General features: G+C 72.2%; 19 protein-coding genes. 13 read left to right on the plus strand and 6 right to left on the minus strand.

What is annotated here, in order from left to right; genetic code table 11:
- Positions 1–112: 112 nt before the first annotated feature.
- From ACH4G3_RS35020 to moeZ, 3 genes are all read left to right on the plus strand, one after another.
- Positions 113–1,072, plus strand: a complete 960-nt coding sequence (locus tag ACH4G3_RS35020; RefSeq protein ID WP_354741611.1) for an NAD-dependent epimerase/dehydratase family protein — start codon at positions 113–115, stop codon at positions 1,070–1,072.
- The gene (locus tag ACH4G3_RS35025; RefSeq protein ID WP_397628261.1) at positions 1,060–1,809 is read left to right on the plus strand and encodes a spherulation-specific family 4 protein; all 750 of its coding nucleotides are present in this window, start codon (positions 1,060–1,062) and stop codon (positions 1,807–1,809) included. Before ACH4G3_RS35020 ends, ACH4G3_RS35025 begins: the two co-directional genes overlap by 13 nt.
- A gap of 63 nt (positions 1,810–1,872) precedes the next feature.
- Positions 1,873–3,051 carry an adenylyltransferase/sulfurtransferase MoeZ gene (gene moeZ, locus ACH4G3_RS35030; protein ID WP_020269791.1) on the plus strand — a complete coding sequence of 393 codons (1,179 nt, stop codon included), beginning with the start codon at positions 1,873–1,875 and terminating at the stop codon, positions 3,049–3,051.
- Between the two features lie 92 nt (positions 3,052–3,143).
- Here the strand turns inward: moeZ and ACH4G3_RS35035 are convergent, their stop codons facing one another.
- The 3 genes from ACH4G3_RS35035 to ACH4G3_RS35045 all read right to left on the minus strand — a co-directional run bounded on the left by ACH4G3_RS35035 (position 3,144) and on the right by ACH4G3_RS35045 (position 9,140).
- A complete protein-coding gene (locus tag ACH4G3_RS35035; RefSeq protein ID WP_397628262.1) occupies positions 3,144–4,613 on the minus strand; it encodes an alpha/beta fold hydrolase in 1,470 nt (489 codons plus the stop codon).
- 135 nt (positions 4,614–4,748) lie between these two features.
- The gene (locus tag ACH4G3_RS35040) at positions 4,749–6,293 is read right to left on the minus strand and encodes an alpha/beta fold hydrolase (RefSeq protein ID WP_397628263.1); all 1,545 of its coding nucleotides are present in this window, start codon (positions 6,291–6,293) and stop codon (positions 4,749–4,751) included.
- Between the two features lie 108 nt (positions 6,294–6,401).
- A complete protein-coding gene (locus ACH4G3_RS35045; protein ID WP_397628264.1) occupies positions 6,402–9,140 on the minus strand; it encodes a lysylphosphatidylglycerol synthase domain-containing protein in 2,739 nt (912 codons plus the stop codon).
- Positions 9,141–9,326: 186 nt separating this feature from the next.
- Between ACH4G3_RS35045 and ACH4G3_RS35050 the strand changes: the two genes are divergently transcribed.
- The 5 genes from ACH4G3_RS35050 to nudC all read left to right on the plus strand — a co-directional run bounded on the left by ACH4G3_RS35050 (position 9,327) and on the right by nudC (position 19,656).
- Positions 9,327–9,749, plus strand: coding sequence for an MGMT family protein (locus tag ACH4G3_RS35050; RefSeq protein WP_397628265.1), 423 nt, complete (start codon positions 9,327–9,329; stop codon positions 9,747–9,749).
- Positions 9,750–10,042: 293 nt separating this feature from the next.
- Positions 10,043–13,471, plus strand: coding sequence for an ATP-dependent helicase (locus tag ACH4G3_RS35055; RefSeq protein WP_397628266.1), 3,429 nt, complete (start codon positions 10,043–10,045; stop codon positions 13,469–13,471).
- 91 nt (positions 13,472–13,562) lie between these two features.
- On the plus strand, positions 13,563–17,147 hold the full coding sequence (locus ACH4G3_RS35060; RefSeq protein ID WP_397628267.1) for a UvrD-helicase domain-containing protein: 3,585 nt from the start codon (positions 13,563–13,565) through the stop codon (positions 17,145–17,147).
- Positions 17,148–17,157: 10 nt separating this feature from the next.
- Positions 17,158–18,561 (plus strand): dipeptidase, encoded by a 1,404-nt coding sequence (locus ACH4G3_RS35065; protein ID WP_397628268.1) that lies wholly within the window; start codon positions 17,158–17,160, stop codon positions 18,559–18,561.
- 150 nt (positions 18,562–18,711) lie between these two features.
- Positions 18,712–19,656 carry an NAD(+) diphosphatase gene (nudC, locus tag ACH4G3_RS35070; RefSeq protein ID WP_397628269.1) on the plus strand — a complete coding sequence of 315 codons (945 nt, stop codon included), beginning with the start codon at positions 18,712–18,714 and terminating at the stop codon, positions 19,654–19,656.
- Between the two features lie 168 nt (positions 19,657–19,824).
- On the opposite strand, the gene ACH4G3_RS35075 is transcribed toward nudC, so the two are convergent.
- Positions 19,825–20,067, minus strand: coding sequence for a mycoredoxin (locus ACH4G3_RS35075; protein ID WP_003992805.1), 243 nt, complete (start codon positions 20,065–20,067; stop codon positions 19,825–19,827).
- Positions 20,068–20,251: 184 nt separating this feature from the next.
- Here ACH4G3_RS35075 and ACH4G3_RS35080 point away from each other — a divergent pair, with 184 nt between their 5' ends.
- The 5 genes from ACH4G3_RS35080 (at position 20,252) to ACH4G3_RS35100 (ending at position 24,208) form a co-directional block, all read left to right on the plus strand.
- Entirely contained in the window at positions 20,252–22,447 is a 2,196-nt protein-coding gene (locus tag ACH4G3_RS35080; RefSeq protein ID WP_397628270.1) for an ATP-dependent DNA helicase UvrD2, read from the plus strand.
- A 164-nt stretch (positions 22,448–22,611) separates the two neighbouring features.
- Positions 22,612–22,938, plus strand: coding sequence for a hypothetical protein (locus ACH4G3_RS35085; protein ID WP_020270254.1), 327 nt, complete (start codon positions 22,612–22,614; stop codon positions 22,936–22,938).
- 174 nt (positions 22,939–23,112) lie between these two features.
- Complete coding sequence (locus tag ACH4G3_RS35090) at positions 23,113–23,481, plus strand: WhiB family transcriptional regulator (protein ID WP_010047663.1); 369 nt, start codon at positions 23,113–23,115, stop codon at positions 23,479–23,481.
- Positions 23,478–23,801 (plus strand): hypothetical protein, encoded by a 324-nt coding sequence (locus ACH4G3_RS35095; protein ID WP_020270253.1) that lies wholly within the window; start codon positions 23,478–23,480, stop codon positions 23,799–23,801. Before ACH4G3_RS35090 ends, ACH4G3_RS35095 begins: the two co-directional genes overlap by 4 nt.
- 188 nt (positions 23,802–23,989) lie before the next feature.
- Positions 23,990–24,208, plus strand: coding sequence for a hypothetical protein (locus ACH4G3_RS35100; protein WP_397617446.1), 219 nt, complete (start codon positions 23,990–23,992; stop codon positions 24,206–24,208).
- A gap of 37 nt (positions 24,209–24,245) precedes the next feature.
- On the opposite strand, the gene ACH4G3_RS35105 is transcribed toward ACH4G3_RS35100, so the two are convergent.
- Entirely contained in the window at positions 24,246–25,616 is a 1,371-nt protein-coding gene (locus ACH4G3_RS35105; protein WP_397628271.1) for an ABC1 kinase family protein, read from the minus strand.
- On the minus strand, positions 25,609–26,835 hold the full coding sequence (locus ACH4G3_RS35110; RefSeq protein ID WP_397628272.1) for a TOMM precursor leader peptide-binding protein: 1,227 nt from the start codon (positions 26,833–26,835) through the stop codon (positions 25,609–25,611). Before ACH4G3_RS35110 ends, ACH4G3_RS35105 begins: the two co-directional genes overlap by 8 nt.
- Between the last annotated feature and the right edge of the window lie 35 nt (positions 26,836–26,870).

Raw genomic sequence — 26,870 nt, forward strand, 5'->3', positions numbered from 1 at the left:
GCCACCGGCCCCGTCGCCACCGGCAGCACCCCTCACGTCCCTCCCTTCCCGCCTCAAGGAGAACCCGCATGACCACCCGCCCAGCAGCCCCGGCCGCCCCGGGAGCCGCGCGATGAGAGTCCTGCTGATCGGAGCCAACGGCTACATCGGGCGCTTCGTCGCCGACCGCCTGCTCGCCGACCCGGCCGTGCAGCTCACCGCCCTCGGCCGGGGCGACGACGCCGACGTCCGCTTCGACCTCGCATCCGGCAGCCCCGGCGCCCTCACCCGCTTCCTCGACGCCGTCCACCCCGGCGTCGTCGTCAACTGCGCCGGCGCCACCAGGGGAGGTGCCCGCGAGCTCACCCGCCACAACACCGTCGCCGTGGCCACCGTCTGCGAAGCCCTGCGCCGCAGCGGCTGCGGTGCCCGGCTGGTGCAGATCGGGTGCAGCGCCGAGTACGGCCCCAGCCAGCCCGGCTCCTCCACGGCGGAGGACGCCGTCCCCCGGCCCGGCGGCCCGTACGGCGTCAGCAAACTCGCCGCCACCGAACTCGTCCTTGGCTCCGGCCTGGACGCCGTCGTCCTGCGCGTCTTCTCACCGGCCGGGCCCGGCACCCCCGCCGGCTCCCCGCTGGGCCGGCTCGCCGAGGCCATGCGCCGCGCCATGCAGTCCGGCGACGGCGAACTGAAACTCGGCGGCCTCGGCGCGCAGCGCGACTTCGTCGACGTCCGGGACGTGGCCCGGGCCGTCCACGCCGCCTCGCTCTCCGCCGCGCAGGGCGTCATCAACATCGGCTCCGGCCGTGCCGTCCGCCTGCGCGACGCCGCCGCGGTCCTCGCCCGCGTGGCCGGATACGGCGGCGCGCTCCACGAACTCGACGGCCCTCCCGGCGCCCTGCGCCAAGCCATCGGCCACCCCCGACCCGATCCGGACCACGCGCCTCCGGTCGCGTACCCGTACCCGGACGGCTGCGGCAGCTGGCAGCAGGCCGATGTGCGCACCGCCCGCGACCGGCTCGGCTGGCGCCCCCGGATCGGCCTCGAGGAGTCCCTCGCCGATATCTGGATGGAGGCGGCATGCCGCATCTGACCAGCACCCGGCCACGCACGTCCGGCACGGAACTCCGCCCCGGCGTCGGCGTCCCCGGCTACGCGCACCCCCTCCTCGCCCCCACCGAGTGGGGCGAACTCACCCGTCCCGGCACCCCGCTGCACTGGGTGGTCCTGAACGTGGCCGACGGCCCCGGCGCCCGCCCCGACCCGCACTGCCTGGAGGCGGCCGGCCGCCTGCGCAACGCCGGTGTCCGCGTCCTGGGCCATCTCGAGACCCGGTACGGCACCCGGAACTTCGGAGAGCTGATCTCCGACGCCCACCGGTTCGTCGACTGGTACCAGGTCGACGGCTTCCTCCTGGACCGCTGTCCGGCCGACCACGCCGGGTTGCCCGAGGTACGCCGCACGGTCGCCACGCTCCGCGTGATCCGTGACGAGGCCCACATCGTCCTCGGTCACGGCATCCACCCGCACCCGGGCTACGCCCGGCTCGCCGACCAGCTGGTCACCTTCTCCGGCCCGTGGAGCGACTACCGCTGGTCGCAGGTGGCCGAGTGGACCGCCGACCATCCGCCCGAGCGCTTCTGCCACTTCGTCCACGGAGTGCCCCGCCCGCACCTGGGGGAGGCGCTGCGCATCGCCCGCTGGGCGGGCGCCGCGACGATCTGGTTCACCGACCACACGGACCAGGGCGGCCGCACGGACCCCTGGGAGACCATGCCCGGCTACTGGGACGACATCGTCTCGCTGGTCGGAACAGGTGTCTCGGAATGAAAAAGCGCATGGCACTGTTACGGGGAGAACAACCGTAGTGATTGACCGACCAACGGAGTCCCCGTGTCGCTGCCACCCCTGGTCGAGCCGGCTTCCGAGCTCACCGTAGACGAGGTCCGCAGGTACTCCCGCCACCTGATCATCCCCGACGTCGGGATGGACGGGCAGAAGCGGCTGAAGAACGCCAAGGTGCTGTGTGTGGGCGCCGGCGGCCTGGGCTCGCCGGCGCTCATGTACCTGGCCGCCGCGGGCGTCGGAACCCTCGGCATCGTGGAGTTCGACGAGGTCGACGAGTCGAACCTGCAGCGCCAGATCATCCACAGCCAGGCCGACATCGGCCGCCCCAAGGCGGAGTCCGCCCGTGACAGCGTCAAGGGCATCAACCCGTACGTGAACGTGATCCTTCACGAGGAGCGGCTCGAGGCCGACAACGTGATGGAGATCTTCAGCCAGTACGACCTGATCGTCGACGGCACGGACAACTTCGCGACCCGCTACCTGGTCAACGACGCCTGCGTGCTGCTGAACAAGCCGTACGTCTGGGGCTCGATCTACCGCTTCGACGGCCAGGCCTCCGTCTTCTGGTCCGAGCACGGCCCCTGCTACCGCTGCCTGTACCCGGAGCCCCCGCCCCCCGGCATGGTTCCCTCCTGCGCCGAGGGCGGCGTCCTGGGCGTGCTGTGCGCGTCCATCGGCTCCATCCAGGTCAACGAGGCCATCAAGCTGCTCGCCGGCATCGGTGAGCCGCTGGTCGGCCGGCTGATGATCTACGACGCCCTGGAGATGCAGTACCGCCAGGTCAAGGTCCGCAAGGACCCGGACTGCGCGGTCTGCGGCGAGAACCCGACCGTCACCGAACTCATCGACTACGAGGCCTTCTGCGGCGTCGTGTCCGAGGAGGCCCAGGCGGCGGCCGCCGACTCCACGATCACTCCCAAGCAGCTCAAGGAGTGGATCGACGACGGCGAGAGCATCGACATCATCGACGTCCGCGAGCCGAACGAGTACGAGATCGTCTCCATCCCGGGCGCCCGGCTGATCCCGAAGAACGAGTTCCTCATGGGCACCGCCCTGGAGAGCCTCCCGCAGGACAAGAAGATCGTCCTGCACTGCAAGACGGGTGTCCGCAGTGCGGAAGTCCTCGCGGTCCTGAAGTCCGCGGGCTTCTCGGACGCGGTCCACGTCGGCGGCGGCGTGATCGGCTGGGTCAACCAGATCGAGCCGGACAAGCCGGTGTACTGACCGGACGCGCCGGCATACCGAGCCGTATCCGGCCCACCCTCGCGAGCGGCGGGGGCTCCGCGCACCACGGGTGCCCGGAGCCCCCGCCGTCGTCATGAGCAGACCTTGCCGTCCTTCGGCACCGAACCGTCCAGCAGATACGCGTCCACCGTGGAGTCGACACAGTCGCTGCCGCTGCCGTACGCGCCATGTCCCTCGCCCCGCCAGGTGAGCATCACTCCGACGCCCTTGCCCAGCTCGTCGGCCATCCTCCGGGCACCCTCGTACGGGGTGGCCGGGTCGCCGGTGTTGCCGACCACCAGGACCGGTGCCGCGCCCGGGGCGCTCACCTCCGGGGTGTCGTGCTGCCCGGGCACCGGCCAGTCGTGGCACCAGCCGGCCGTGTCCCAGCCGAGGAACGTTCCGAAGACCGGGGAGATCTTCTCGAACTGGGGCAGCAGCTTCCTGGTGGTCGCCGCGGTCGGCCGCTGCCTGTCGTCCAGGCACGATATGACCCGTTGGGCGTGGGTCGTCGTGCCGTAGCGTCCCGACGGGTCGCGTTCGTTGTAGCCGTCGGCGAGGGTCAGCAGCTCCGAGCCGTCGCCCCGCTGGGCCGCGTCGAGGGCGCTGGTCAGCGTGGGCCAGCTGTCCTTGCTGTAGAGCGGCAGGATGATGCCGGTGACCGCGAGCGTCTGTGTCAGCTTCCGCTCGGGCGTGCCCGCGGGCAGGGGCCGGGCGTCGATCCGTCGCAGCAGGTCCGCGATCTTCCGCGAGCCTTCCGCCGGGTCCTGGCCCGTGGACTTCAGGTAGCCGTCCAGCGCGCGCTGGAAGCCCCTCGCCTGGTTGCGGGCATGCCCCACCGCGTCGGCCCCTGGGTCGACGACCGCGTCCAGGGTCATCCGCCCCACGTTCTTCGGGAACAGGTGCGCATACGTGCCGCCAAGTTCGGTGCCGTAGGAGATGCCGAAGTAGTGCATCTTCTCGTCGCCGAGGACCTCCCGGATGCGGTCCATGTCGCGGGCCGAGTCGGCGGTCGACACGTGCGCCATCAGCTTCCCGGCGTCCTTCTGGCAGCCCTTGCCGAAGTCGGCGGCGTCCTGGAAGAACGCCTTTTCCTCCGCGGGTGTGTCCGGGGTGACGTCCACCGACTCGGCCGCCTGGATCTCCTTGTCGCCGCGGCAGCGTACGCCCTCGCTCGCGCCGACCCCGCGCGGGTCCCAGCTCACCAGGTCGTACCGCTCGCGGAGTCGGGAGACGGTCGGGGCGTACGACGGCATCATGGACACGCCCGAGGCGCCGGGGCCGCCGAAGTTGAACAGCAGTGAGCCCGCGCGGTCGTCACCGCGGGCCTTGGCGCGGATCAGCGCCAGCCCGATCGTCTCGCCGTCCGGTTTCGACCAGTCCAGGGGCACCTTCAGCGTCGCGCACTGCCAGTCGCTGCTCGGTGCGGGGGCGTCGCCGGTGGCCTTGCAGCGGCCCCAGGAGAGCCCGCCCCTGTCGTCGTCCGGCGAGCCGCCGCTGCATCCCGCGGCGAGCAGTGCCGAGGCGACCGCCAAAGCCGTCCACCGTGCGAAACGCGTCATGGGCCCATCCCCCCTCGCAGGCCGTCCGCACCGTGCCGCGGATGGCGGTCAGGCCATGGTAGGCAGATCCCGCGCCGGCCGTTGCAGCCTGTGGATAACCCTCTGACCTGCATATTCGTCAAGCCGGTCCTGATCTCAGGTGCAAACGGTCCCCGCCCGCGGCACCTTTCCGTCCAGCAGATAGCCGTTCACCGCGCCCTGCACGCACTTGTTCTTGCTGTCGTACGCGCCGTGCCCCTGCCCCCGGTACGTCAGCTCGACCCCGACGCCCTTGCCCAGCGCCTCCGCCATCTTCCCTGCGCCCTCGTACGGGGTGGCCGGGTCGCCCGTGTTGCCGACGACCAGGATCGGCGCCGAGCCCGGAGCGCTCACGTCCGGGTGGTCGGCGGCGCCCGGCACGGCCCAGTCGGTGCAGCTGATCATGCCCCAGGCCAGCGAGTCGCCGAACAGGTCGGAGGCCGCCCGGAATTCGGGCAGTTTCCGCTCCACGAAGGCGGTGTCGTAGCGGGGTTTGTCGTCCGCGCAGTTGATGGCCACGTTGGCGGCGGTGCTGTTGTCGTACTCGCCGTTCTGCTCGCGCCCGTTCATCGTGTCGGACAGCAGCATCAGGATGCTGCCGTCGCCGTCGTACGCCTGTTGCAGGCCCTCGGTGAGGTACTCCCAGAAGTCCTTCGAGTACAGCGCCTGGAGGATGCCGCTGGTGGCTGCGGACTGGGTCAGCTGGCGCGGGAAGACACCCGGGATCGGTGTGCGGTCGAGGTCCTCCAGCAGTCCGGCGATACGGTCCTTCACATCCTGCGCGCTGTCGCCGAGAGGGCACTCCTCGGTCTTCGACACGCAGTCCTCGGCGAAGTTGTCCAGCGCGAGCTGGAAGCCCTTGGCCTGCCCGAGCGAGCCCTGCTCGGCGTTCTGCGTGGGGTCGACGACGGCGTCGAACACGGCGCGGCCGACCCGCTCGGGGAACAGGTGGGCGTAGACGCCGCCGAGTTCGGTGCCGTAGGAGATGCCGAAGTAGTGCAGTTTCTCGTCGCCCAGCACCTGGCGCATCAGGTCCAGGTCGCGGGCCGCGTCGGTGGTGCGCACATGCGGCAGGATCTTCTCGGAGTTCTGCTCGCACGCGTCGTTGAACTCCTTGGTGCTGTCCAGGAGTTCGGTGCGTTCGGCGGGGTCGTCGGGGGTGGCGTCCTGCTGGAAGTACGCGTCGAGCTGCTGGTCGTTCGCACAGATCACGGGCGCGCTGCGACCGACTCCGCGAGGGTCGAAGCTGACCAGGTCGTAGCGGGTGCGCAGAGTGCCGTAGTCCTCCGCGAAGGACGGCAGCGAGGTGACGCCCGAGCCGCCGGGGCCGCCGAAGTTGAAGATGAGCGAGCCGATGCGGGCGCTCTCGTCCCCGCTGCTCCTGGCGCGGATCAGTTCGAGGCCGATCGTGTCGCCCTTGGGGTCGTCCCAGTCGAGCGGGGCCTTCATGGTCGCGCACTGCCAGTCGCCGCCGTCCGGCAGTGGTGAGGGGGCGGCGCCTCCTCCCTGTGCGTCGGACGGGGTCGGGCAGTCCTTCCAGCTCAGCTCCTGCTGCGTCAGGTCCTCGTCCTTGGCGTCGTCACCGCAGCCCGCCAGCACGGCGGACAGCAGCACGGCGGTGGCGGTCAGGGCGGCGGCACGCAGCCGGAGGAGCGCGGGCATGGTTCCATCCTGCGGCGGCTGAGGGCAGCCCGCGCGGGACGCGTGCCGTACGAGGTAAGAGGGGCTGGTGGCGCTCCGGTGGTGCCGAAGGGCTCGGGCAGGCCGGGGTCAGAGGGCCTGCTTGCGCGTGAGGTGGTTGAAGGCCAGCCAGCCCGGCAGCACGGGCAGCCACAGCGTCAGCAGGCGGAACAGCAGGACCGCCGGTGCCGCGACCTCCTTCGGCAGCCCGACGGCGATCAGACCGACGGTCAGCGTCGCCTCGACCGCGCCCACACCTCCCGGTGTCGGCGCCGCGGACCCCAGGGCGTTGCCCGCGAGGAAGACGACGGCGACGCTGGCAAGGCTGATCGACGTGGACTCGTCACCGAACGCGCGGATCGAGGCGTCCAGGCACATCACGAAGCAGGCGGTCAGCAGCAGCATGCCGCCGATGCCGGTGACCAGCTTCTGCGGCCGCTGGAGCACGTCCAGCATGCGCGGCACGACACCTGCGAACAGCGACCTCACGCGCGTGACGACGAACTTCCGCAGGAACGGCACCGAGGTCACCACGAGCACCAGCACCGCCACCGTCAGCAGGCCGGCGATGACCGTTCGGGACGGCGACAGCGACGGCGTCTTCTCGGTGCCGGTCAGATAGCCGAACGACAGCAGCATCAGGATGTGACAGCCGAGCCCGAACAGCTGCGACGCTCCGACGCTCGCCACCGCGAGCCCCGGCCGCACTCCGGCGCGCTGGAGGAAACGCGTGTTGAGGGCGACACCGCCCACCGCCGCCGGGGCGACGATCTTCACGAACGACCCGGCGACCTGCGCTGCCACGGTCCGCACGAACGGCACCCGCTCGGGCACGAACCCCAGCAGAGCCATCGCCGCCGCGATGTAGCTGCCCATCGAGAACAGCACGGCCGCGGCGACCCAGCCCCACTCGGCGTTCGCGATGAGCGGCCCGAACTCGATGTGCGTGAGCTGCGTCAGCAGGAAGTACGCGCCGATCGCGCCGGCCATGAAACTGAGCAGCGTGCGCGGCCGCACCCGCTCCAGACGGGCCGGCTCGACGGGCGCCTGCGGCCTGATCCGCAGCACCTCGTGCCGGATCTGCGTGAGCAGGTCCTCTTCGCGCGCCTCCTCCAGGGCCTCGTCGATGGCCCGCTTCTCGGCCCGCTGTTCCGCCCGCACGGCCTTCTTGTCGGGTTTCTCCAGAACCGGCACCGCCTCGTCCGAGGCATCCTCCAGACGCGCCTGCTTGGCCTGCCGGGACGCCTCCAGGACGGCCTCGCGCTCGCGCTGTGCCCGCTCCCGGGCCAGCCTGCGCAGCGTCGCGCGCGTGGAGCGGCTGAGCGCGATGGGCTGGAGCATCGGCAGGCAGTCCGCCACCGCGTCGGGGCCGAGCACCTCCACCGCCGAGGCGACCGCCCGCTCGGCGCCCACCCGGAGGCCGAGGGTCACCAGCAGCTGGGACGTGTCCATGCGCAGCAGCAGGTCGCCGGCCGCGATCTCGCCGACACGCAGGTCGGTGAGGATCACCGTGCCGGAACGATCCACCAGAATCGCGTCGCCGACCAGCCTGCGGTGCGCGATGCGCCGGGACTGAAGGGCCTTCACCTGGTGCCAGGTGTCGCTCAGCAGGTCGTCGGTGATCTCCTCGTCCGGCAGCGAGTCCAGGGTGCGGCCGCCGCTGTGCTCGTAGACGAGCATCACCGCGTCGGGACCCAGCTCGGACGTCGCGATCAGCTTGGGCGCGTTGGCGCCGGCCGCGATCGCCGCGTACGCCAGCAGCGCTTCCTGCTCCAGGGCCTGGCGCAGCGACTGGAGGCTGCTGCGGGTGGCGAAGCCGCGCAGGGTCAGGTTGCGCCACGCGCGGTAGAAGAAGCCCTGGGCCTGCTGCTCCCGGTCGACCACCGTCACGTCCAGCGGTGGGCCGTCCTCGAGCGTGACGAAGTAGCGGCGGCCCCGGTCGCCGGTGTCCGGGTTGTCCGAGATGTCCTCGCGGGACGCGCTGACCGGGCGGAAGCCGACGGTCCGCAGGCCCGCCATCAGGGTCTGTCCGGTGGGCCGGACGTTGGGCGAACCGACCGCGTAGAGCGTGCCGTAGGCCACGGTCCAGCCGATCAGCACCGTCAGGATGATCGAGAACGGTGTCGTGTACCCGGTGACGAGCATCGAGAAGGCGTCGAGGAGCAGCACGACCCACAGCACCGCGCGCCATCGGGGTCTGCGCGACATGCCGACGGCGGTCATGTATGCGATGACCGGCGCCAGATAGCCGTGCACGGGGTCGGTCAGCGCGTGGATGTCGCCGGGGGAGGGCTGGGTGAGCGCCTCCTGGATCGAATCCGGGGCGGCGCGGGCGACCCACAGGTCGGTGGCGAGAGTCACACCGTGGGCGAGGACGGCCGCGAGCACGCCGTCGGCGATTCTGAGCCCGTCCCGCTTGATCAGCCGCTCGATGGCGAAGGCGACCGGCACCAGCAGGATCGCGATGCTGGAGGCCAGTCCCGCGATCTTGATGAGCAGGTCGGGCGCCCGGCCCGTGCCCTTGTTGATGTCCTGTTCCAGGCCCGAGGTCGTGCCGTGCGCGAACGCGGCGATTCCGATCAGCAGCGCCACGGCGAGCACGCCCACCAGGAGCCGCATCAGGTCGGACGGGCGGTGCACGCGCGCGGGGAGCAGCGGTTCGTCGCCCTCCACCTCGTCGATGTGCACGGTCTCCTCGTCCTCGGCGGACGCCGGGGCCTTCTTACGGGACTTCTCGGCGGCCGTCGGGCCGTCGTCCGGAGTGCCCGGGCGCGACGAAGCGTCAGAGGTGCCCTCCGGGTCCTCGGGGTGCGCACCCTGCTGCTTCATCGTCTCTTCTTGGTCTCGTATCACCGGTCACCGCCCGCACGATGGTGGCATGCCGCACCGACACACGGGGGCATCAGGGTGCACATGCGGGGGCGGACAGTCTGCCCGACGCGCTGCCGCCGGGCGAGGGAAACGCTCCGGAGCACGCCCGTCCCGTTGTCGGTGGGGTGCGGCAGGATGGGGCGGATGAGCGAGGAAAGCCTTCCGCAGGACGCCGGCGCGCAGGACGCCCGCACGGGGTACGGCGACACCCGTGAGGAACCCGGGGAAGCGCTGCCCGCGTACGCCGAGCGGGTCCTGGACGTCGCCGAACTGATCCCGCCGGGCCGTGTCATGACCTACGGGGACGTCGCCGAGTGGCTGGAGGAGGGCGGTCCGCGTCAGGTCGGCCGCGTGATGGCTCTCTACGGCGGAGCCGTCCCGTGGTGGCGTGTCGTCCGCGCGGACGGCGTCCTGCTGCCGGGGCACGAGCAGCGGGCGCTCGGCCATTACCGCGCGGAGGGCACGCCCCTGAGGCAGGCGAGCAGGGCCGCCGAGGGCCACCTGCCGCGCCTCGACATGAGACGGGCGCGCTGGGACGGCGGCGAACGCGCGGAGGGTCACACCTGACAGCTTCGGGCATCGGACGCCCTCCTGTGTGACCCGTGATCCGGACGGGGGAATCGGGGCACTCCGCCGCCATGACGTACGTTCGTGAGATGAGGGACATGAGTGCCAGGAGCGCCTCTGGGGCCGGCAGCGCTGTGAGGGCCATGAGTGATTGGCGGGAAGAAGGGGAAGCCCTGCTTCCGCCTCACCCGTCGGCGTAGCGTCGGCTGCACTCGTCCCCGTCACCCCGCGGTCACCGCCCGCCACGCGCGGTGGCCCGCCAACCAGTACTTCCACCAGGACCGGCGAACCACGTGAGCTCCTCTTTCTCCACCAGCGGCCTGTCGCACCCCCGGGTGCGGTGGGGGAGCCGTGGCGCTTACCGACTGGTACGTACCCCTCCTGAACGGCTGGACCCCCCTCGTTTGGACGCCTCGCAGCGCTCCGTGGTTGACCACGCCACCGGCCCGCTGCTCGTCCTCGCAGGTCCGGGCACCGGCAAGACCACCACGCTCGTCGAGTCCGTGGCCGAGCGCATCGCCCGGGGCCAGGACCCCGAGCGCATCCTCGTGCTCACCTTCAGCCGCCGGGCCGCCGTCGAGCTGCGCGACCGCATGGCCCTGCGCAGCGGCGCGGCCCACGCGCCCCAGGCGACCACCTTCCACTCGTTCTGCTACGCCCTGGTCCGCGCCCACCAGGACAGCGACCTGTTCGTGGAGCCGCTCCGCCTGCTGTCCGGTCCCGAGCAGGACGTCTCGGTCCGGGAGCTGCTCGCCGGTCAGGTGGACCTGGAGCGGCTCGGGCTCGCTCACGTGCGCTGGCCGGACGAACTGCGCGCCTGCCTGACCACCCGTGGTTTCGCCGACGAGGTCCGCGCGGTCCTGGCCCGCACCCGTGAACTGGGTCTCGGGCCGGACGCCCTGGACGCCTTCGCCCGCCGCACGGGACGCCCCGACTGGCGCGCCGCCGCCGCCTTCCTCGCCGAGTACCTCGACGTGCTCGACCTCCAGGGCGTGATCGACTACGCGGAACTCGTCCACCGCGCGGTGCTCCTCGCCCGCCGGCCCGAGGTCGCCGCGTGGCTCGCCGCCCGCTACGACGCCGTCTACGTCGACGAGTACCAGGACACCGATCCCGCTCAGGTACGACTGCTGCACGCCCTGGCCGGCGGCGGCCGCACGCTCGTCGCGTTCGGTGACCCCGACCAGTCGATCTACGCGTTCCGCGGAGCGGACGTGAACGGCATCCTCGACTTCCCGCACGCCTTCCCGCGCGCGGATGGCCGCCCGGCCCCCGTCGCGGTGCTGCGCACCTCCCGCCGCTCCGGCGCCGCCCTGCTGGCCGCCACGCGGCTGCTGACCCAGCGCATGCCGCTGACCCGCCTGCCCGCCGAGAAGGTGCGCACCCACCGCGACCTCGCGCCCGTACGGGACGGCGGCCGCGTCGAGGCGTACACGTACCCGACGTCCGGGACGGAGCTGGACAACATCGCCGACATCCTCCGCAGGGCGCACCTGGAGGACGGCGTCCCCTGGAGCGAGATGGCCGTCCTGGTGCGTGCCGGCTCCCGCACCATCCCGACGGTCCGCCGCGCCCTGACGGCGGCCGGCGTACCCGTGGACGTCGACGGAGACGACGTGCCTCTGCGTCACGAACCGGCGGTGGCACCACTGCTGACGGCGCTGCGGGCGGTGGCCACGGCGGAGACAGCAGATTCCGAGAGGGGACCTGCCGAGCCTCAGGACCCCGGACCGGCCGAGCCTCAGGACCCCGGACCGGCCGAGCCTCAGGACCCCGGACCTGCCGAGCCTCAGGACCCCGAGAGTGGCACCTCCACCGAGGACGCCCCTTCCCCGCAGCCGGACACCTGCTGGCTCGACACCGAGACCGCCCTCACCCTCCTCACCTCCCCGCTCGCCAGCATGGACGCCGCCGACCTGCGCCGCCTCGGCCGGGCCCTGCGCGACGAGGAGCGGGCCGCGGGCAACCCGCTGCCGCCGCCCTCCGACGTGCTGCTCGCGCAGGCACTCGCCGAGCCGGAGCGCCTCGCCGTACACGACCCCACGTACGCGCGTGGCGCCCAGCGCCTCGGCGCGCTGCTGCGCAAGGCCCGTGAGCGGCTGGCGGGCGGTGGTACGGCCGAGGAGGCGCTGTGGGACCTGTGGGAGGGCACGCCCTGGCCCACACGGCTGGAGCGGGCCGCACGCCGGGGCGGCGCGGCCGGGCGCAACGCGGACCGCGATCTGGACGCGGTCTGCGCGCTGTTCGCGACGGCGGCCCGTGCCGAGGAGCGCACCGGCGGCCGGGGCGCCCTGAACTTCCTGGAGGAGATCGAGGCCGAGGACATCGCCGCCGACACCCTCACGCGCCGCTCCGTACGCCCCGACGCCGTCCGCCTCATGACCGCGCACCGCTCCAAGGGCCTGGAATGGCGCCTCGTGGTCGTCGCGGGCGTCCAGGAGGGACTGTGGCCGGATCTGCGCCGCCGCGGCTCCCTGCTGGAGGCCGACCGCATCGGCCGCGACGGACTCGCCGAACCCCTCACCCCCGGCGCGCTGCTCGCCGAGGAGCGCCGCCTGTTCTACGTGGCCGCCACGCGCGCGCGTGAACGGCTCGTCGTGACCGCGGTCAAGGCCCCGGCGGACGACGGCGACCAGCCCTCCCGCTTCCTGACCGAACTCGGCGTCGAACCCAAGGACGTCACGGGACGCCCGCGCCGCCCGTTGTCCGTCGCGGCACTCGTCGCCGAACTGCGCGCCACCACGGTCGACCCGCGTGTCTCCGACGCCCTCCGGGAGGCCGCCGCCCGCCGCCTCGCCCGGCTCGCCGCCCTCGCCGACGAAGACGGCCGCCCCTTGGTGCCGTCCGCGCACCCCTACCGCTGGTGGGGCATGTTCGAGCCGACCGAGTCCAAGGTGCCGCTGCGCGACCGCGACCAGCCGGTCGTCCTCTCGGGCAGCGCCCTCGACCAGCTCGCCAACACGTGCGCCCTGCAATGGTTCCTGGGCCGCGAGGTGAAGGCCGACGCGCCCGCGACCGCCGCCCAGGGCTTCGGCAACGTGGTGCACGTCCTCGCCGACGAGGTCGCCTCCGGGCGCACCCCGGCCGACCTCTCCGTCCTCATGGAACGGCTCGACTCCGTGTGGAACGCCCTGGCCTTCGACGCGCCGTGGAAGTCGGACCAGGAGAAGGACAACGCGCGCGTGGCGCTCGAACGGTTCCTGAAGTGGCACGTCATGGACCGCACCGGGCGTACCCCGGTGGCCAGCGAGCACGACTTCGACGTCACCCTCGAAGCCGGTGACTACCAGGTCCGCATCCGCGGCCAGATGGACCGCGTGGAGGCGGACGGCGAGGGCCGTGCCTACGTCGTCGACTTCAAGACCGGCAAACAGGCGCCCACCGGCAAGGAGGTGGAGCGCCACCCGCAGCTCGCCGTCTACCAGCTGGCCGTCCGCGAGGGCGCCGTCGACGACGTCTTCGACGGCGTGCGCCCCGAGCCCGGCGGTGCCGAACTGGTCCACCTGCGTCAGGGCGCCGCCCAGCGCGACGGCGGCGAGATCCTGCCCAAGGTGCAGGCCCAGGAGCCGCTGGAGGGGGAGTGGGTCGGTGACCTGCTGGCCACCGCGGCCGGCAAGGTCCTCGACGAACGGTTCACACCGACCGCCGGCCAGCACTGCACGCACTGCGCGTTCCGGGCCTCGTGCAGTGCGCGGCAGGAGGGCCGTCACGTCGTCGAGTGATCTATCGCACCACATGTGCTGACCTGCGCTTCTTCTGTCCCGGAAGCCGATCCGGCCGCCACTGTCAGTGGCCGCCGCTAGCCTCTGTGACGTGCCCGCCCGTATCACTGACCCCGAGCAGCTCAAGGAGCTCCTCGGCATCCCGTTCACCCCTGAGCAGATGGCCTGCATCACCGCGCCGCCCGCCCCGCAGGTGATCGTGGCCGGAGCCGGCTCGGGCAAGACGACGGTGATGGCGGCACGCGTGGTGTGGCTGGTCGGCACCGGCCAGGTCGCCCCCGAGCAGGTGCTCGGCCTCACCTTCACCAACAAGGCCGCCGCCGAACTCGCCGAGCGCGTCCGCAAGGCGCTCGTCAAGGCCGGCGTCACCGACCCGGACGCCATCGACCCGGACAACCCGCCGGGCGAGCCGGTGATCTCCACGTACCACGCCTTCGCGGGCCGCCTGCTCACCGACCACGGCCTGCGCCTCGGTCTGGAGCCGACGTCCCGGCTGCTCGCCGACGCGACCCGCTTCCAGCTCGCCGCGCGCGTGCTGCGCGAGGCGCCTGGGACCTACCCGGCCCTTACCCGTTCCTTCCCGGACCTGGTCGGCGACCTCCTCGCCCTCGACGCCGAACTCGCCGAGCACCTCGTCCGCCCGGAAGCACTGCGCGCGTACGACGCCGAACTGCTGCTGACCTTGCGCGGCGCCAAGCTCACCAACGCCGACCTTCGCAAGGTGCCCGAAGCGGCCGCCGCCCGCCGTGAACTTGCCGGACTGGTCACCCGCTACCGGGCCGCCAAGCGCGAGCGGGACCTGCTCGACTTCGGCGACCAGATCGCCCTGTCGGCCCGGCTCGCGAACATCCCCGAGGTGGGCCGCGCGCTGCGCGACGAGTTCCGGGTGGTCCTGCTCGACGAGTACCAGGACACATCGGTCGCCCAACGCGTCCTCCTGGCCGGCCTGTTCGGCGAGGGCACCGGCCACCCCGTCACCGCCGTCGGCGACCCCTGCCAGGCCATCTACGGCTGGCGCGGCGCCTCCGTCGCCAACCTCGACGACTTCCCCGAGCACTTCGCCCGCGCCGACGGCCGCCCCGCCACCCGGCAGGCGCTCAGCGAGAACCGCCGCAGCGGCGGCCGCCTCCTCGACCTGGCGAACGGACTCGCGGAGCCCCTGCGGGCCCTGCACGCCGGCGTGGAGGCCCTCCGCCCGGCCCCCGGCGCCGAACGCGACGGCATGGTCCGCTGTGCCCTGCTGCGCACCCACGCCGAGGAGATCGACTGGGCCGCCGACTCCGTCGCCCACCTCGTACGGACCGGGACGGCACCCGGCGAGATCGCCGTTCTGTGCCGCACGGCGACCGATTTCGCCGAGATCCAGGGCGCCCTGGTCGCCCGGGACATCCCGGTCGAGGTCGTCGGCCTGTCCGGGCTGCTGCACCTGCCCGAGATCGCCGACCTCGTCGCCGTCTGCGAGGTCCTCCAGGACCCCGGCGCCAACGCCTCCCTGGTGCGCCTGCTGACCGGCCCGCGCTGGCGCATCGGCCCGCGCGACCTCGCCCTGCTGGGGCGGCGCGCCCGGCTCCTCGTGTCCCACGCGCGCGTGGAGGGCGACGACGACCCGGACCGGCGCCTCGCCGAGGCCGTCGAGGGAGTCGACCCCTCCGAGGTGATCTCGCTCGCGGACGCCCTCGACACGTTCCTGGAGACGCCCCTCGACGGCCACGGGGACGACGACGGATTGCCCTTCTCGCCGGACGCGCGCGTGCGCTTCGCCCGCCTGGCCACCGAGCTGCGCGAACTGCGCCGCTCCCTGGCCGACCCGCTGATGGACGTCCTGCACCGCGTCCTCGCCGTCACCGGCCTGGAGGTCGAGCTGTCGGCGTCCCCGCACGCCCTGGCCGCGCGCCGCCGCGAGACCCTCTCCAACTTCCTCGACGTCGCCGCATCCTTCGCCGCCGGCGACAACGAGGCCACCCTCCTCGCCTTCCTCGGCTTCCTGCGCACCGCCGCCCAGTACGAGAAGGGCCTCGACAACGCCCTGCCCGGCGGCGAGAACACCGTCAAGGTGCTCACCGCCCACAAGTCCAAGGGCCTGGAGTGGGACGTCGTGGTCGTCCCCGGACTGGTCACCGGCACCTTCCCCAGCAGCCAGGGCCGCGAGAAGTGGACCTCCCAGGGCAAGGTCCTGCCGCACGAACTGCGCGGCGACGCCGACACCCTGCCCGACGTGGAGTCCTGGGACGCCAGGGGCCTGAGAGCCTTCCACGAGGCCATGAAGGACCACCAGCACACGGAGGAACTCCGCCTCGGCTACGTCACCTTCACGCGCCCGCGCTCCCTGCTCCTGGGCTCCGGCCACTGGTGGGGACCCACCCAGAAGAAGCGCCGGGGACCGTCCGCGTTCCTCCAGGCCCTCCACGAGCACTGCGCGGCCGGTCACGGCGAGATCGAGGCCTGGGCGGACGAACCCGCAGAGGACGAGGAGAACCCGGCCCTGCACCAGGCCACCGCCGACCAGGTGTGGCCTTTGCCGCTGGACGAGACGGCCCTGGCCCGCCGTCGCGCGGCCGCCGCGACCGTCCTGGCGCACCTGGAGGACCTCGCGTCCCACGACGACGGGCCCCCCGCCGCCGTGCACGACCTGGACAGGGTCGACGACCCGGAGTGGCCGCCGCCTCCGGAGGACGACGAGCCTCCGTACGACGAACCGGACCCGTTCGACGACGACCCCTTCGGGGGCGACACCGTCGATCGCTTCGAGGGCGACACCGTCGATCGCTTCGAGGACGACGCCGTCCCGGAAGACCCGGCCGACCCGGGGGAGCGGCCGGTGGAGCGCCCCGCCATCCCGCACCAGGCGGCTCCACCGGACCTCCCCGTTGCGGGCCCGCACTCCACGGCGCCGGAACACCTCCACCTCACCCCCGAGGAAGCCCGCACCGTCGCCTCATGGGACCGCGACCTCGACGCCCTCACCGGAGAGCTCCTGCGCGCCCGCGACAGCGTCACCGAGGTCCGCCTGCCCGCTTCGCTCACCGCGTCCCAGCTGCTGCGCCTGGCTGCCGACCCGGACGGCTTCGCGCAGGAACTGGCCCGCCCCATGCCCCGCCCGCCGCAGCCCGCCGCACGCCGCGGCACCCGCTTCCACGCCTGGGTCGAGGCGCGCTTCGAAGCGCTGACGCTGCCGTTCCTGGAGCCCGGGGAACTGCCCGGAAGCGACGCCGAGATCGCCGACGAACAGGACCTGGACGCCCTCAAGGACGCCTTCGAACGCACCCGGTACGCACACCGCACGCCCTACCGGGTGGAGGCCCCCTTCCAGCTCGAGATCGCCGGCCGCGTCGTACGGGGCCGCATCGACGCCGTCTACAAGGAGGGCGACGGACAGGAGACGACGTACGAGATCGTCGACTGGAAGACGAACCGCACCCGCACCGCCGACCCGCTCCAGCTGGCCGTCTACCGCCTCGCCTGGGCGGAGCAGCAGGGCGTGCCGCTGGAGTCGGTCACGGCCGCGTTCCTGTACGTGCGCAGCGGGGAGGTCGTACGCCCGGACCGGCTGCCGGACCGCGCGGCGCTGGAGCGGCTGCTGCTGGAGGAGCCGTCCGGTGACTCCACGTCCGGTGAGCGGCCCGGTGAGCGGCCCGGTGAGGAACCGCACTCCGAGGACGTCAGTGCGGGCGGATAGGCTCGTGACCATGAGCCAGACCCCGGACAGTGTCGTCCGTACGTATATCGAGCAACACCGCGCCGCCTTCCTCGACGACCTCGCCGAGTGGCTGCGGATCCCGTCGGTGTCGGCCCAGCCGGACCATGCGCCCGACGTACGACGCAGCGCCGACTGGCTCGCCGCCAAGCTGAAGGAGACCGGGTTCCCGGCGGTCGAGGTCTGGCAGACCCCGGGCGCGCCCGCCGTGTTCGCCGAGTGGCCCTGTGACGACCCCCAGGCGCCCACGGTGCTGGTCTACGGCCACCACGACGTGCAGCCCGCCGCCCGGGAGGACGGCTGGGACAGCGAGCCCTTCGAGCCGGTCGTCCGCGAGAACCGCCTCTACGCGCGCGGGGCGGCCGACGACAAGGGCCAGGTGTTCTTCCACACCCTCGGTGTCCGCGCCCACCTCGCCGCCACCGGCAGGACTACCCCGGCGGTGCATCTGAAGCTGCTGGTCGAGGGCGAGGAGGAGTCCGGCTCGCCGCACTTCCGGGCCCTCGTCGAGCAGCACGCCGAGCGGCTCGCCGCCGACGCGGTGATCGTCTCCGACACCGGCATGTGGTCCGAGGACACCCCCACGGTGTGCACCGGCATGCGCGGCCTCGCCGAGTGCGAGATACGGCTGCACGGCCCCGACCAGGACATCCATTCCGGCTCCTTCGGCGGTGCGGTGCCCAACCCGGCGACCGCCGCCGCCCGCCTCGTCGCCGCCCTGCACGACGAGCACGCGCGCGTGGCGATACCCGACTTCTACGACGGCGTGATCGAACTCACCGACCGCGAGCGGGAACTCTTCGCCGAACTGCCCTTCGACGAGCGGCAGTGGCTGCGGGCGGCCAAGTCGTACGCCACCCAGGGCGAGGCCGGGTACACCACCCTGGAGCGCGTCTGGGCCCGCCCGACCGCGGAGGTCAACGGCATCGCCGGCGGCTACCAGGGCCCCGGCAGCAAGACCATCGTGCCGTCCTCCGCCCTGGTGAAGCTGTCCTTCCGGCTGGTGGCGGGACAGGACCCGGACCACGTGGAGAAGGCCGTCCGCGCCTGGGCCGAGCAGCAGGTGCCCGCCGGGATCCGCTGTGAGATCACCTTCGGCGGGGCCACGCGCCCGTGCCTGACGCCGCTGGACCACCCGGCTCTGCAGTCGGTCGCCCGCGCGATGGGCCGGGCCTTCGAGAAGCCGGTCCGCTTCACACGCGAGGGCGGCTCCGGACCGGCGGCGGACCTCCAGGACGTGCTCGGGGCGCCGGTGCTCTTCCTCGGCATCTCCGTCCCGTCCGACGGCTGGCACGCCCCGAACGAGAAAGTGGAACTCGACCTGCTCCTCAAGGGCGTCGAGACCACCGCGTACCTGTGGGGCGACCTCGCCCAGCACTGGCGCCATGCGCCCTGAGCGTCCCGCGCCGTCCGGACCGGCAGCGCGCGCGGGGCACACTGGAAGGGCTGCCCCGTACCGCCCCGCCGGACCCGGTCGCCTCCCGCCGTACGTTCCGCTGATCAGCCCGCCGAACCCGACCGTTCCACCGGGGAGTTGGAAGCACCCGTGACCACCTGGACCGACCAGAACGCCGACCGACCCATCTCGCTCACCGCACCGAGCGGCATCGACCGGGCCGCGCACCACCGGCTCGACGAGGCCTGGCTCGCGGCGGCGTGGAGCCACCCCTCCACGCGCTGTTTCGTGGTCTCCGGCGGCCAGGTCCTCATCGACGAGACGGCGGACGGGCGCACCGAACTCGTCATGACGCCCTCCTTCGAGGCCCCCCTCACCGAGGCCCACCGCTACTTCCTCGGCATCGACGAGGACGGCGTGAGCTACTTCGCCCTCCAGAAGGACTCCCTGCCCGGGCGCATGGACCAGTCCGCGCGGCCGGCGGGGCTGCGCGAGGCGGGCCTGCTCCTGTCGGCCCGGGACGTGGGCCTGATGGTGCACGCGGTCGGCCTGGAGAACTGGCAGCGCACCCACCGTTTCTGTTCGCGCTGCGGCGAGCGCACCGTCATCGCCGCAGCCGGTCACATCCGCCGCTGCCAGGCCTGCGGCGCGGAGCACTACCCGCGTACGGACCCGGCAGTGATCATGGCCGTGACCGACGAGGACGACCGCATCCTGCTCGGCCGCCAGGTGCACTGGCCCGAGGGCCGCTTCTCGACGCTCGCCGGTTTCGTCGAGCCCGGCGAGTCCATCGAACAGTCGGTGCGCCGCGAGGTCCACGAGGAGGTCGGCATCACCGTCGGCCAGGTCGAGTACGTCGCCAGCCAGCCCTGGCCGTTCCCGTCCAGCCTCATGCTGGGCTTCCTGGCCCGCGCCACCTCGACCGAGATCGACGTCGACGGCGACGAGATCCACGAGGCCCGCTGGTTCTCGCGTGAGGAACTGCGCGCCGCCTTCGAGTCCGGCGAGGTGCTCCCGCCGTACGGCATATCGATCGCGGCCCGCCTGATCGAGCTCTGGTACGGCAAGCCGCTCCCGACGAGGAGCGCCATCTGACGGGGGCCGCCCGCCTGTCCGACCCCTACGTACGCCCGGTGAACGGCTGAACGGCTGACCGGCGGCAAGAGAGGCCCGGCCGGCACGCCCATGGAGGACGTGCACCACGAGAAGGCGGCTCCTGAGCTGTCTCAGGAGCCGCCTTCCCCGCACAACCGCACGCGGCGACTACGCGCCGATCTTCTGCTTCACCTGAGCCAGGGACGGGTTGGTGAGGGTGGAGCCGTCCGGGAACAGAACGGTGGGCACCGTCTGGTTTCCGCCATTCGCCTTCTCCACGAACGCGGCGGACTCCGGGTCCTGCTCGATGTTGATCTCGGTGTACGCGATGCCCTCGCGGTCCATCTGGCTCTTCAGCCGGCGGCAGTAACCGCACCAGGTGGTGCTGTACATCGTGACAGTGCCCAGCATGTCTGTCGTGCTCCTTCGGTGGCTCGGAGGCGGGTGCTCGCAGTGGTGGAACGTATGTGAAAGGTCCACCATTCCCCGGCCCCGCCCGCCGCCGCACGTGACGCCTGCCGCATTAGTACGACTATCAGTGCCTGCCTGTGGACAACCGGCACAGCCGTTTCGCGAGACCTGGCAGCATGGCTGTGTGACAGCAGCAACGCACTCCACCCTGTTCCCGCAGGTACCGGAGACCCCCGACGCGGTTCTCGAAGGGCTCGACCCCGAGCAGCGCGAGGTGGCCACGGCCCTGCACGGTCCGGTGTGCGTCCTGGCGGGCGCCGGCACGGGCAAGACCCGGGCGATCACCCACCGCATCGCCTACGGAGTGCGCGCCGGTCTCCTCCAGCCCTCCAGCGTGCTCGCCGTCACCTTCACCAACCGCGCCGCCGGGGAGATGCGGGGTCGGCTGCGCCAGCTCGGCGCCGCCGGCGTCCAGGCGCGTACGTTCCACTCGGCCGCGCTGCGACAGCTCCAGTATTTCTGGCCGAAAGCGATCGGCGGCTCCATGCCCCGGCTTGTCGACCGCAAGATCCAGCTCGTCGCCGACGCGGCCGCCGCCTGCCGCATCCGCCTCGACCGTGGAGAGCTGCGGGACGTCACCGCCGAGATCGAGTGGTCCAAGGTCACCCAGACCGTCCCCGCCGACTACGCGCCCGCCGCCGCCAAGGCCGGCCGCGAGACCCCCCGCGCCCCCGCCGAGATCGCCCAGCTCTACGCCGCCTACGAGGACGTCAAGCGCGAGCGCTCCGTCATCGACTTCGAGGACGTGCTGCTGCTGACCGTGGCCGTCCTCCAGGACCGGCACGACATCGCGGAGCAGGTCCGCGCCCAGTACCAGCACTTCGTCGTGGACGAGTACCAGGACGTCAGCCCCCTCCAGCAGCGCCTGCTGGAACTGTGGCTGGGCGACCGGGACAGCCTCTGCGTCGTCGGCGACGCCAGCCAGACGATCTACTCCTTCACGGGCGCGACACCGGACCATCTGCTCGACTTCCGCACCCGCCACCCCGGCGCCACGGTCGTCAAGCTGGTCCGCGACTACCGCTCCACCCCCCAGGTCGTCCACCTCGCCAACGGCCTGCTCGCCCAGGCGAAGGGCCGCGCCGCCGACCATCGCCTGGAGCTCGTCTCCCAGCGCGCCCCAGGGCCCGAGCCGGTGTACGCCGAGTACACGGACGAGCCGGCCGAGGCGGAGGGCGCGGCCCGGCGCATCCGCGAGCTCATCGACGCGGGCGTCCCGGCCGCCGAGATCGCCGTCCTCTTCCGGACCAACGCGCAGTCCGAGACCTACGAGCAGGCCCTCGCCGACGCCGCGGTGCCCTACCAGCTGCGCGGCGCCGAGCGGTTCTTCGACCGCCCGGAGGTGCGCAAGGCGAGCGTCGCCCTGCGCGGCGCGGCCCGCTTCGGCGGCAACGACTCCCTTCTGGACGACGCCGTAGACCTGCCTTCCCAGGTGCGTGCCGTGCTGTCGGGGGAGGGCTGGACACCGCAGCCACCGGCCGGCTCGGGCGCCGTGAGAGAACGCTGGGAGTCCCTGGCCGCCCTGGTGAACCTCGCCCAGGACTTCGCCGCCGCCAAACCCGGCGCCACGCTGGCGGACCTCGTCGCCGAGCTCGACGAACGGGCGAACGCCCAGCACGCCCCCACCGTTCAGGGCGTCACCCTCGCCTCCCTGCACTCGGCCAAGGGCCTGGAGTGGGACGTCGTCTTCCTGGTCGGCGTCGCCGAGGGCATGATGCCGATCACCTACGCCAAGACCGACGAACAGATCGAGGAGGAGCGCCGCCTCCTGTACGTCGGAGTCACCCGCGCGCGGGAACGCCTCCACGTCTCCTGGGCCCTCTCCCGTTCCCCCGGCGGCCGCCCCAACCGCCGCCCCAGCCGCTTCCTCGACGGGCTGCGCCCCGGTTCGACGGCCACCACGGCACGTACCGCCGCCGGCAGCAGGGGTGGCATCGAGCGCGGAATCCCCGGAACCAGGGGTTCCGCCCCGAGACGAGTCCAGCGAACGCCCGCCCGCTGCCGAGTCTGCGGCCGCACGCTGACCGACGCGGGCGAGATGAAGCTGATGCGCTGCGACGACTGCCCCTCCGACATGAACGAGGGTCTCTACGAGCAGCTGCGCGAGTGGCGTGCCGACCAGGCGCTACGCAGTGGTCAGCCCGCCTTCTGCGTCTTCACCGACAGGACCCTGATGGCGATCGCCGAGACCTCGCCCGACGACGAGCACGAGCTGGCGCGCATCCCCGGCGTGGGAATGCGCAAGCTCAATCGCTACGGAGCCGACGTACTGGCCATCTGCGCAGGCCAGTACGCAGGAGGGGACACAGATCAGGACTGACGCGAACTCGTCGAAAAAATAGTTTGCGCATGCCCCAGCAATCCCCATAGGTTCTTAGGCACGAGAGCAGCGGCCTTCTCGGAGGCCCTGATTCCGTGTTGTACTTGCATATCCGCAGGACTGGTTCACCCAGTCCCCCGAGACGCCGAGAGGAGGCGAGTCCAGTGATCAGCATCAACACCAGCTCCGTCAGCATCGTGAAAATGACCGATCGCTCGGCCGTCTCCGCGTGCATGCTCGGCGTTTCGAACCTGGGCACCGGTCTGTCCGGCATTCGTGCCGCGCGTCCGGCGTCCTCCTCCGTTGCTCCCGCGGGCCTTCCCGTCCGTGAGCGCAATGAGCGACCGACCAAGGCACTGGAAGCGGCAGTAGTGGCACAGGCGCAGGCCTATGCCTTTACGGCGACCGGTGCCGGATTCCGGAAGCAGACGACGCAGCACCACCAGATGTGGGCCTTCCGTGGGCCAGAACCCTGGAGTGATCCAGCCTGATCGCCGATCAGGCCGGCGCCTTCAGGGCCGCGGAACCCCATCCGGGATCCGCGGCCCTTCTGTTTGTCCCTGAACAGGGACGACGGACCGAAGGAGCCTCGGGACAAGAAAAGAACCCGGTACCAGCCGCCCCCCGGCCAACAGGCCGGAACGACCAGACGAGGAAGACGAACCGTGCAACTCGAAGCGCACGCCCCGTCCGTACCGCCTTCCGAAACGATCCCCAAGCCCGGCTCCACGGAGGACTCCGCCTTGACCCCGCTCACCGCGCTCACCGCGCTCGACGACGCCATCGAGAACCTCGGCGTACCCGTCCCGTGCCGTTCCTACGACCCGGAGGTCTTCTTCGCCGAGTCGCCCGCGGACGTCGAGTACGCCAAGTCCCTCTGCCGCACCTGCCCGTTGGTCGAGGCCTGCCTCGCCGGCGCCAAGGAGCGGCGTGAGCCCTGGGGCGTCTGGGGTGGCGAGCTGTTCGTGCAGGGTGTCGTCGTCGCCCGGAAGCGGCCGCGTGGCCGCCCGCGCAAGAACCCGGTTACGGCATGAACACCGCAGGAACCATCGACCGTCCCCTCACGCACGACCCCCAGAAGCAGGCCCCGATGAAGCCGTCCACTGACGAGCCCGCAGGCTCCGCGACCCAAGACTTCACCACCACCGGCGCGAAGGACTCGCGTCAGAACAGGACCCGAGAGATGCAACTCATCCCAGAAGCCATGGCTCGTGCGCATATGCGCGAGCGACTGCAAGAGGCGGAGCGGGAACGCCCGGCCGTGCGCCTGGCGACCGCCCGCCGGATGCAGCGCAGGGCGGAGCGCGCTTCCCGGCGTGCCCGCCGGGCGCTGGCCATGGCGGTCATGCAGTAACCGACCTCAGCTGAAGCGGTGGCCTCCCGATTCCGGGAGGCCGCGCTCTCCCCGCGGGGGCTGGTCCGTCCGAACGGACCGGCCCCCGCGGTGCGTTGTGTCCCGCGAACCGGCCGGGCCGTGCGCGGACGGCGGATGAGCCCCGCGTCACGCAGCGCGGCCGTCGGGCACGGCGATATCGTCGCCGGGTGACGAGTCATCCCGGAAGCGGTGACGACGGCTCCGCCGCGGGGCCCCAGCCGCTCGTGTGCGACCGCTGCGGCACGTCGGCCGGCTCCCTGGCCGACGGCCCACCACTCACCTGGACCCACTCCGTCGAGAACGGTGTCCGTCGCTACTTCTGTGAGACCTGCTCCCGGGAGAACCTCAGGTCGATCGAGGGACGCCTGGACTCGGACTGGTGGTGAGGCGCGGGCACCGGTCACCCTTGGTGCCCGCTGAGGCTCATGCCTCCGCCACCGACGCCTCGCCGTCCGCCGGGTCCTCCGGGAGGAACCCCGGCAGCCACTCCTCCAACTCCTCGCGCAGCCGCACCGTCGCCCCCAGCTGACACAGCACGCCGATCGTGCTCAGCGTCACCCGGTGGATCAGCAGGTACGCCGGCGGCAGGTTGAGCTGCTTGCCCAGCTGGTAGGCGGGGGAGCGCGGGTCTGCGATGCGGGCCGCCTGGCTGCGCATCCAGCCGCGCGTGAACGTGAACTCCTCGACCTCGGCCGGTTCGATGATCGGCAGCAGATAGTCCAGGACCGCGTCGGGATCCAGCTCTATGGTCTCCTTCACGAACCCCTCCGCGCACAGGAGCTCGTAGACCGCCTCGGCCTCCCCGTCGAGGGTCATCCGCAGGGACTCGCCGATGGTGGCCGGCAGACCGCCCGGGAGACGGTCGACCGTGCCGAAGTCCAGGACGCCCAGGCGCCAGTCGTCCTCACCGTCCGGGCCGCCGGGCAGCAGCCGGAAGTTGCCCGGGTGCGGATCGGCGTGCAGCAGGCCGGTGCGGGCGGGGCCGGAGAACAGGAAGCGGGCCAGGAGCTGGCCGGCCCGGTCGCGCTGCTCCTGGGAGCCGTCCGAGATGATCTCCGACAGGGGGATGCCGTCTATCCACTCCGTGATCAGGACCTGGTCGGACTGGTGCACCACCTGCGGCACGACCACGTCCGGGTCGTCCGCGAACTCCTCGGCGTGGGCCTGCTGGGCCTGGGCCTCCAGGCCGTAGTCCAGCTCCTCCGAGACGCGGTCCTTCAGCTCCGTGATCAGCGGCTTGATGTCCATGCCGGGGATCAGCGGGCCGAGCAGGCGGGAGAAGCGGCTCAGCTGGTTCAAATCGGACAGCAGGGCCTCGCCGGCGCCCGGGTACTGCACCTTGACCGCCACCTCGCGGCCGTCATGCCACACCCCCCGGTGCACCTGGCCGATCGAGGCCGCCGCGGCGGGCTTGTCCTCGAACTCCAGGAACAGCTCGTGCCAGCCCTCGCCCAGCCGCTCCTCGAGCACCGCGTGCACAGTGCGCGTCGGCATCGGCGGCGCCGACTCCTGGAGCTTGGTCAGCGCGGCCCGGTAGGGGCCGGCCACCTCCTCGGGCAGCGCGGACTCGAAGACGGACAGGGCCTGGCCGAACTTCATCGCGCCGCCCTTGAGCTCGCCGAGCACCTTGAACAGCTGGTCAGCGGTGCGCTGTTGGAGTTCGCGGCCGACGAGCTCCGCGGACTCGCCGACGATCCGCTTGCCGAATCCCCAGGTCGCCCGCCCGGCGATGCCGAGCGGGAGCGCGGCGAGCTTGGCGGTCCGGGTGACCGCCTTCCGGGGAAGATCAGACATGCGCCCTCCAAGTCCCAGCCGGCCGCTTCGCCGCTGCCTTACGGCACTGCGCCGACGGCCGTTGCACCGCCATTGTCTCGTGTGACTCCCCATCCTCCGAGGGGTGCTCCCCCTTTCCTCTCTCCGCTCCTCTCTCCGCCGCCCCGCACGGGCATGCCGGATGTGCCCAGACCGGCCGCGCATGCCAGTGGAGACCGGGCACGGAGACCTCCCAGCGCGCCCCGGCGCTCGACGGAACCCGGCCGTCCAGGAAGGCGAGCGCGTGGGCGGCGGCCAGTCCGGCCACCGTAGTGGCCAGCGTCAGGTCGCAGGGCCGCACCTGCCGCTGCCTGCCGGAGCGCCACTGGGCGACCAGCCGCGGCCAGGTCGGATCCCGGTCGGTGCGGCTCTCGTGCAGACACCTCGCGCAGCCCGTCTCCCCGGGCAGGACGAGCGGGCCGACCACCCCGGTCCCCTCCACGACCCCGGCGTACAGATGAGGTGTCCCGGAGGACATCAGCGGGTCGGCGGCCGAGGGGTCGGGCGCGTGCACGGCGACATCGTCGCGCGGGGCGACGATCACCAGCGAAAAGCCCGGGGCGCCGTCCTCCGGGACCGTCCGGGATGCCGCGCGGCGCGGCGGCCGGTCCGGGGCCGCCCTGCGCACGGCCCGGCGGGCCGACTCGTCCCTGCGGTCGCCGACGGCCTCCGCGGGCAGCCCGCCCGGCGCGACGTCCCACGGTTCCACACGGCCGCCGTCGCGCACGTCGACCTCTCCCACACCCGCCCCCGACAGCAGCGCCGCCAGCACGGCACCGACCCGGCCCGCGCCCTGCACCTGCACGCGCTGCGAGCGCCGGGCAGCCAGCCGGCGCATGGCGTCGCCCGGTGCCGAGGTGGTCAGGGACAGAGAAGCAAGGTCGGGACGCAGCCGGTCGAGGACCTCCTTCTTCTGACGCAGGGCGTCGGCAGCCGGCCCGCCGCCCCGTGCGTCGTCGAGGAGACCGGCCTCGGCGAGCCGCCGCACCAGCCCGTCGACATGGCCGTCGGGCAGATCCATCCGGCGTCCCTCCTCACGCAGCAGCTCCAGCCCCCGTGTGCCGTTCAGCAGATCCAGGAAGCTGCCCGTCGCCAGGTCCATCGGGCCGAGCGTCATCGCATGCGCCGGTGTCATCCCGAACTGCACGGTGTTGAGGTCGCGCCAGCCGCGCCTGAGCGCGGGTTTCACCATCGGATGCATGACAGGCCCCCGTATGCCTTGGATCGTCCCCGTAT

The organism is Streptomyces afghaniensis (genome assembly GCF_044327915.1).
In the GTDB taxonomy this organism is placed as follows: domain Bacteria; phylum Actinomycetota; class Actinomycetes; order Streptomycetales; family Streptomycetaceae; genus Streptomyces; species Streptomyces afghaniensis.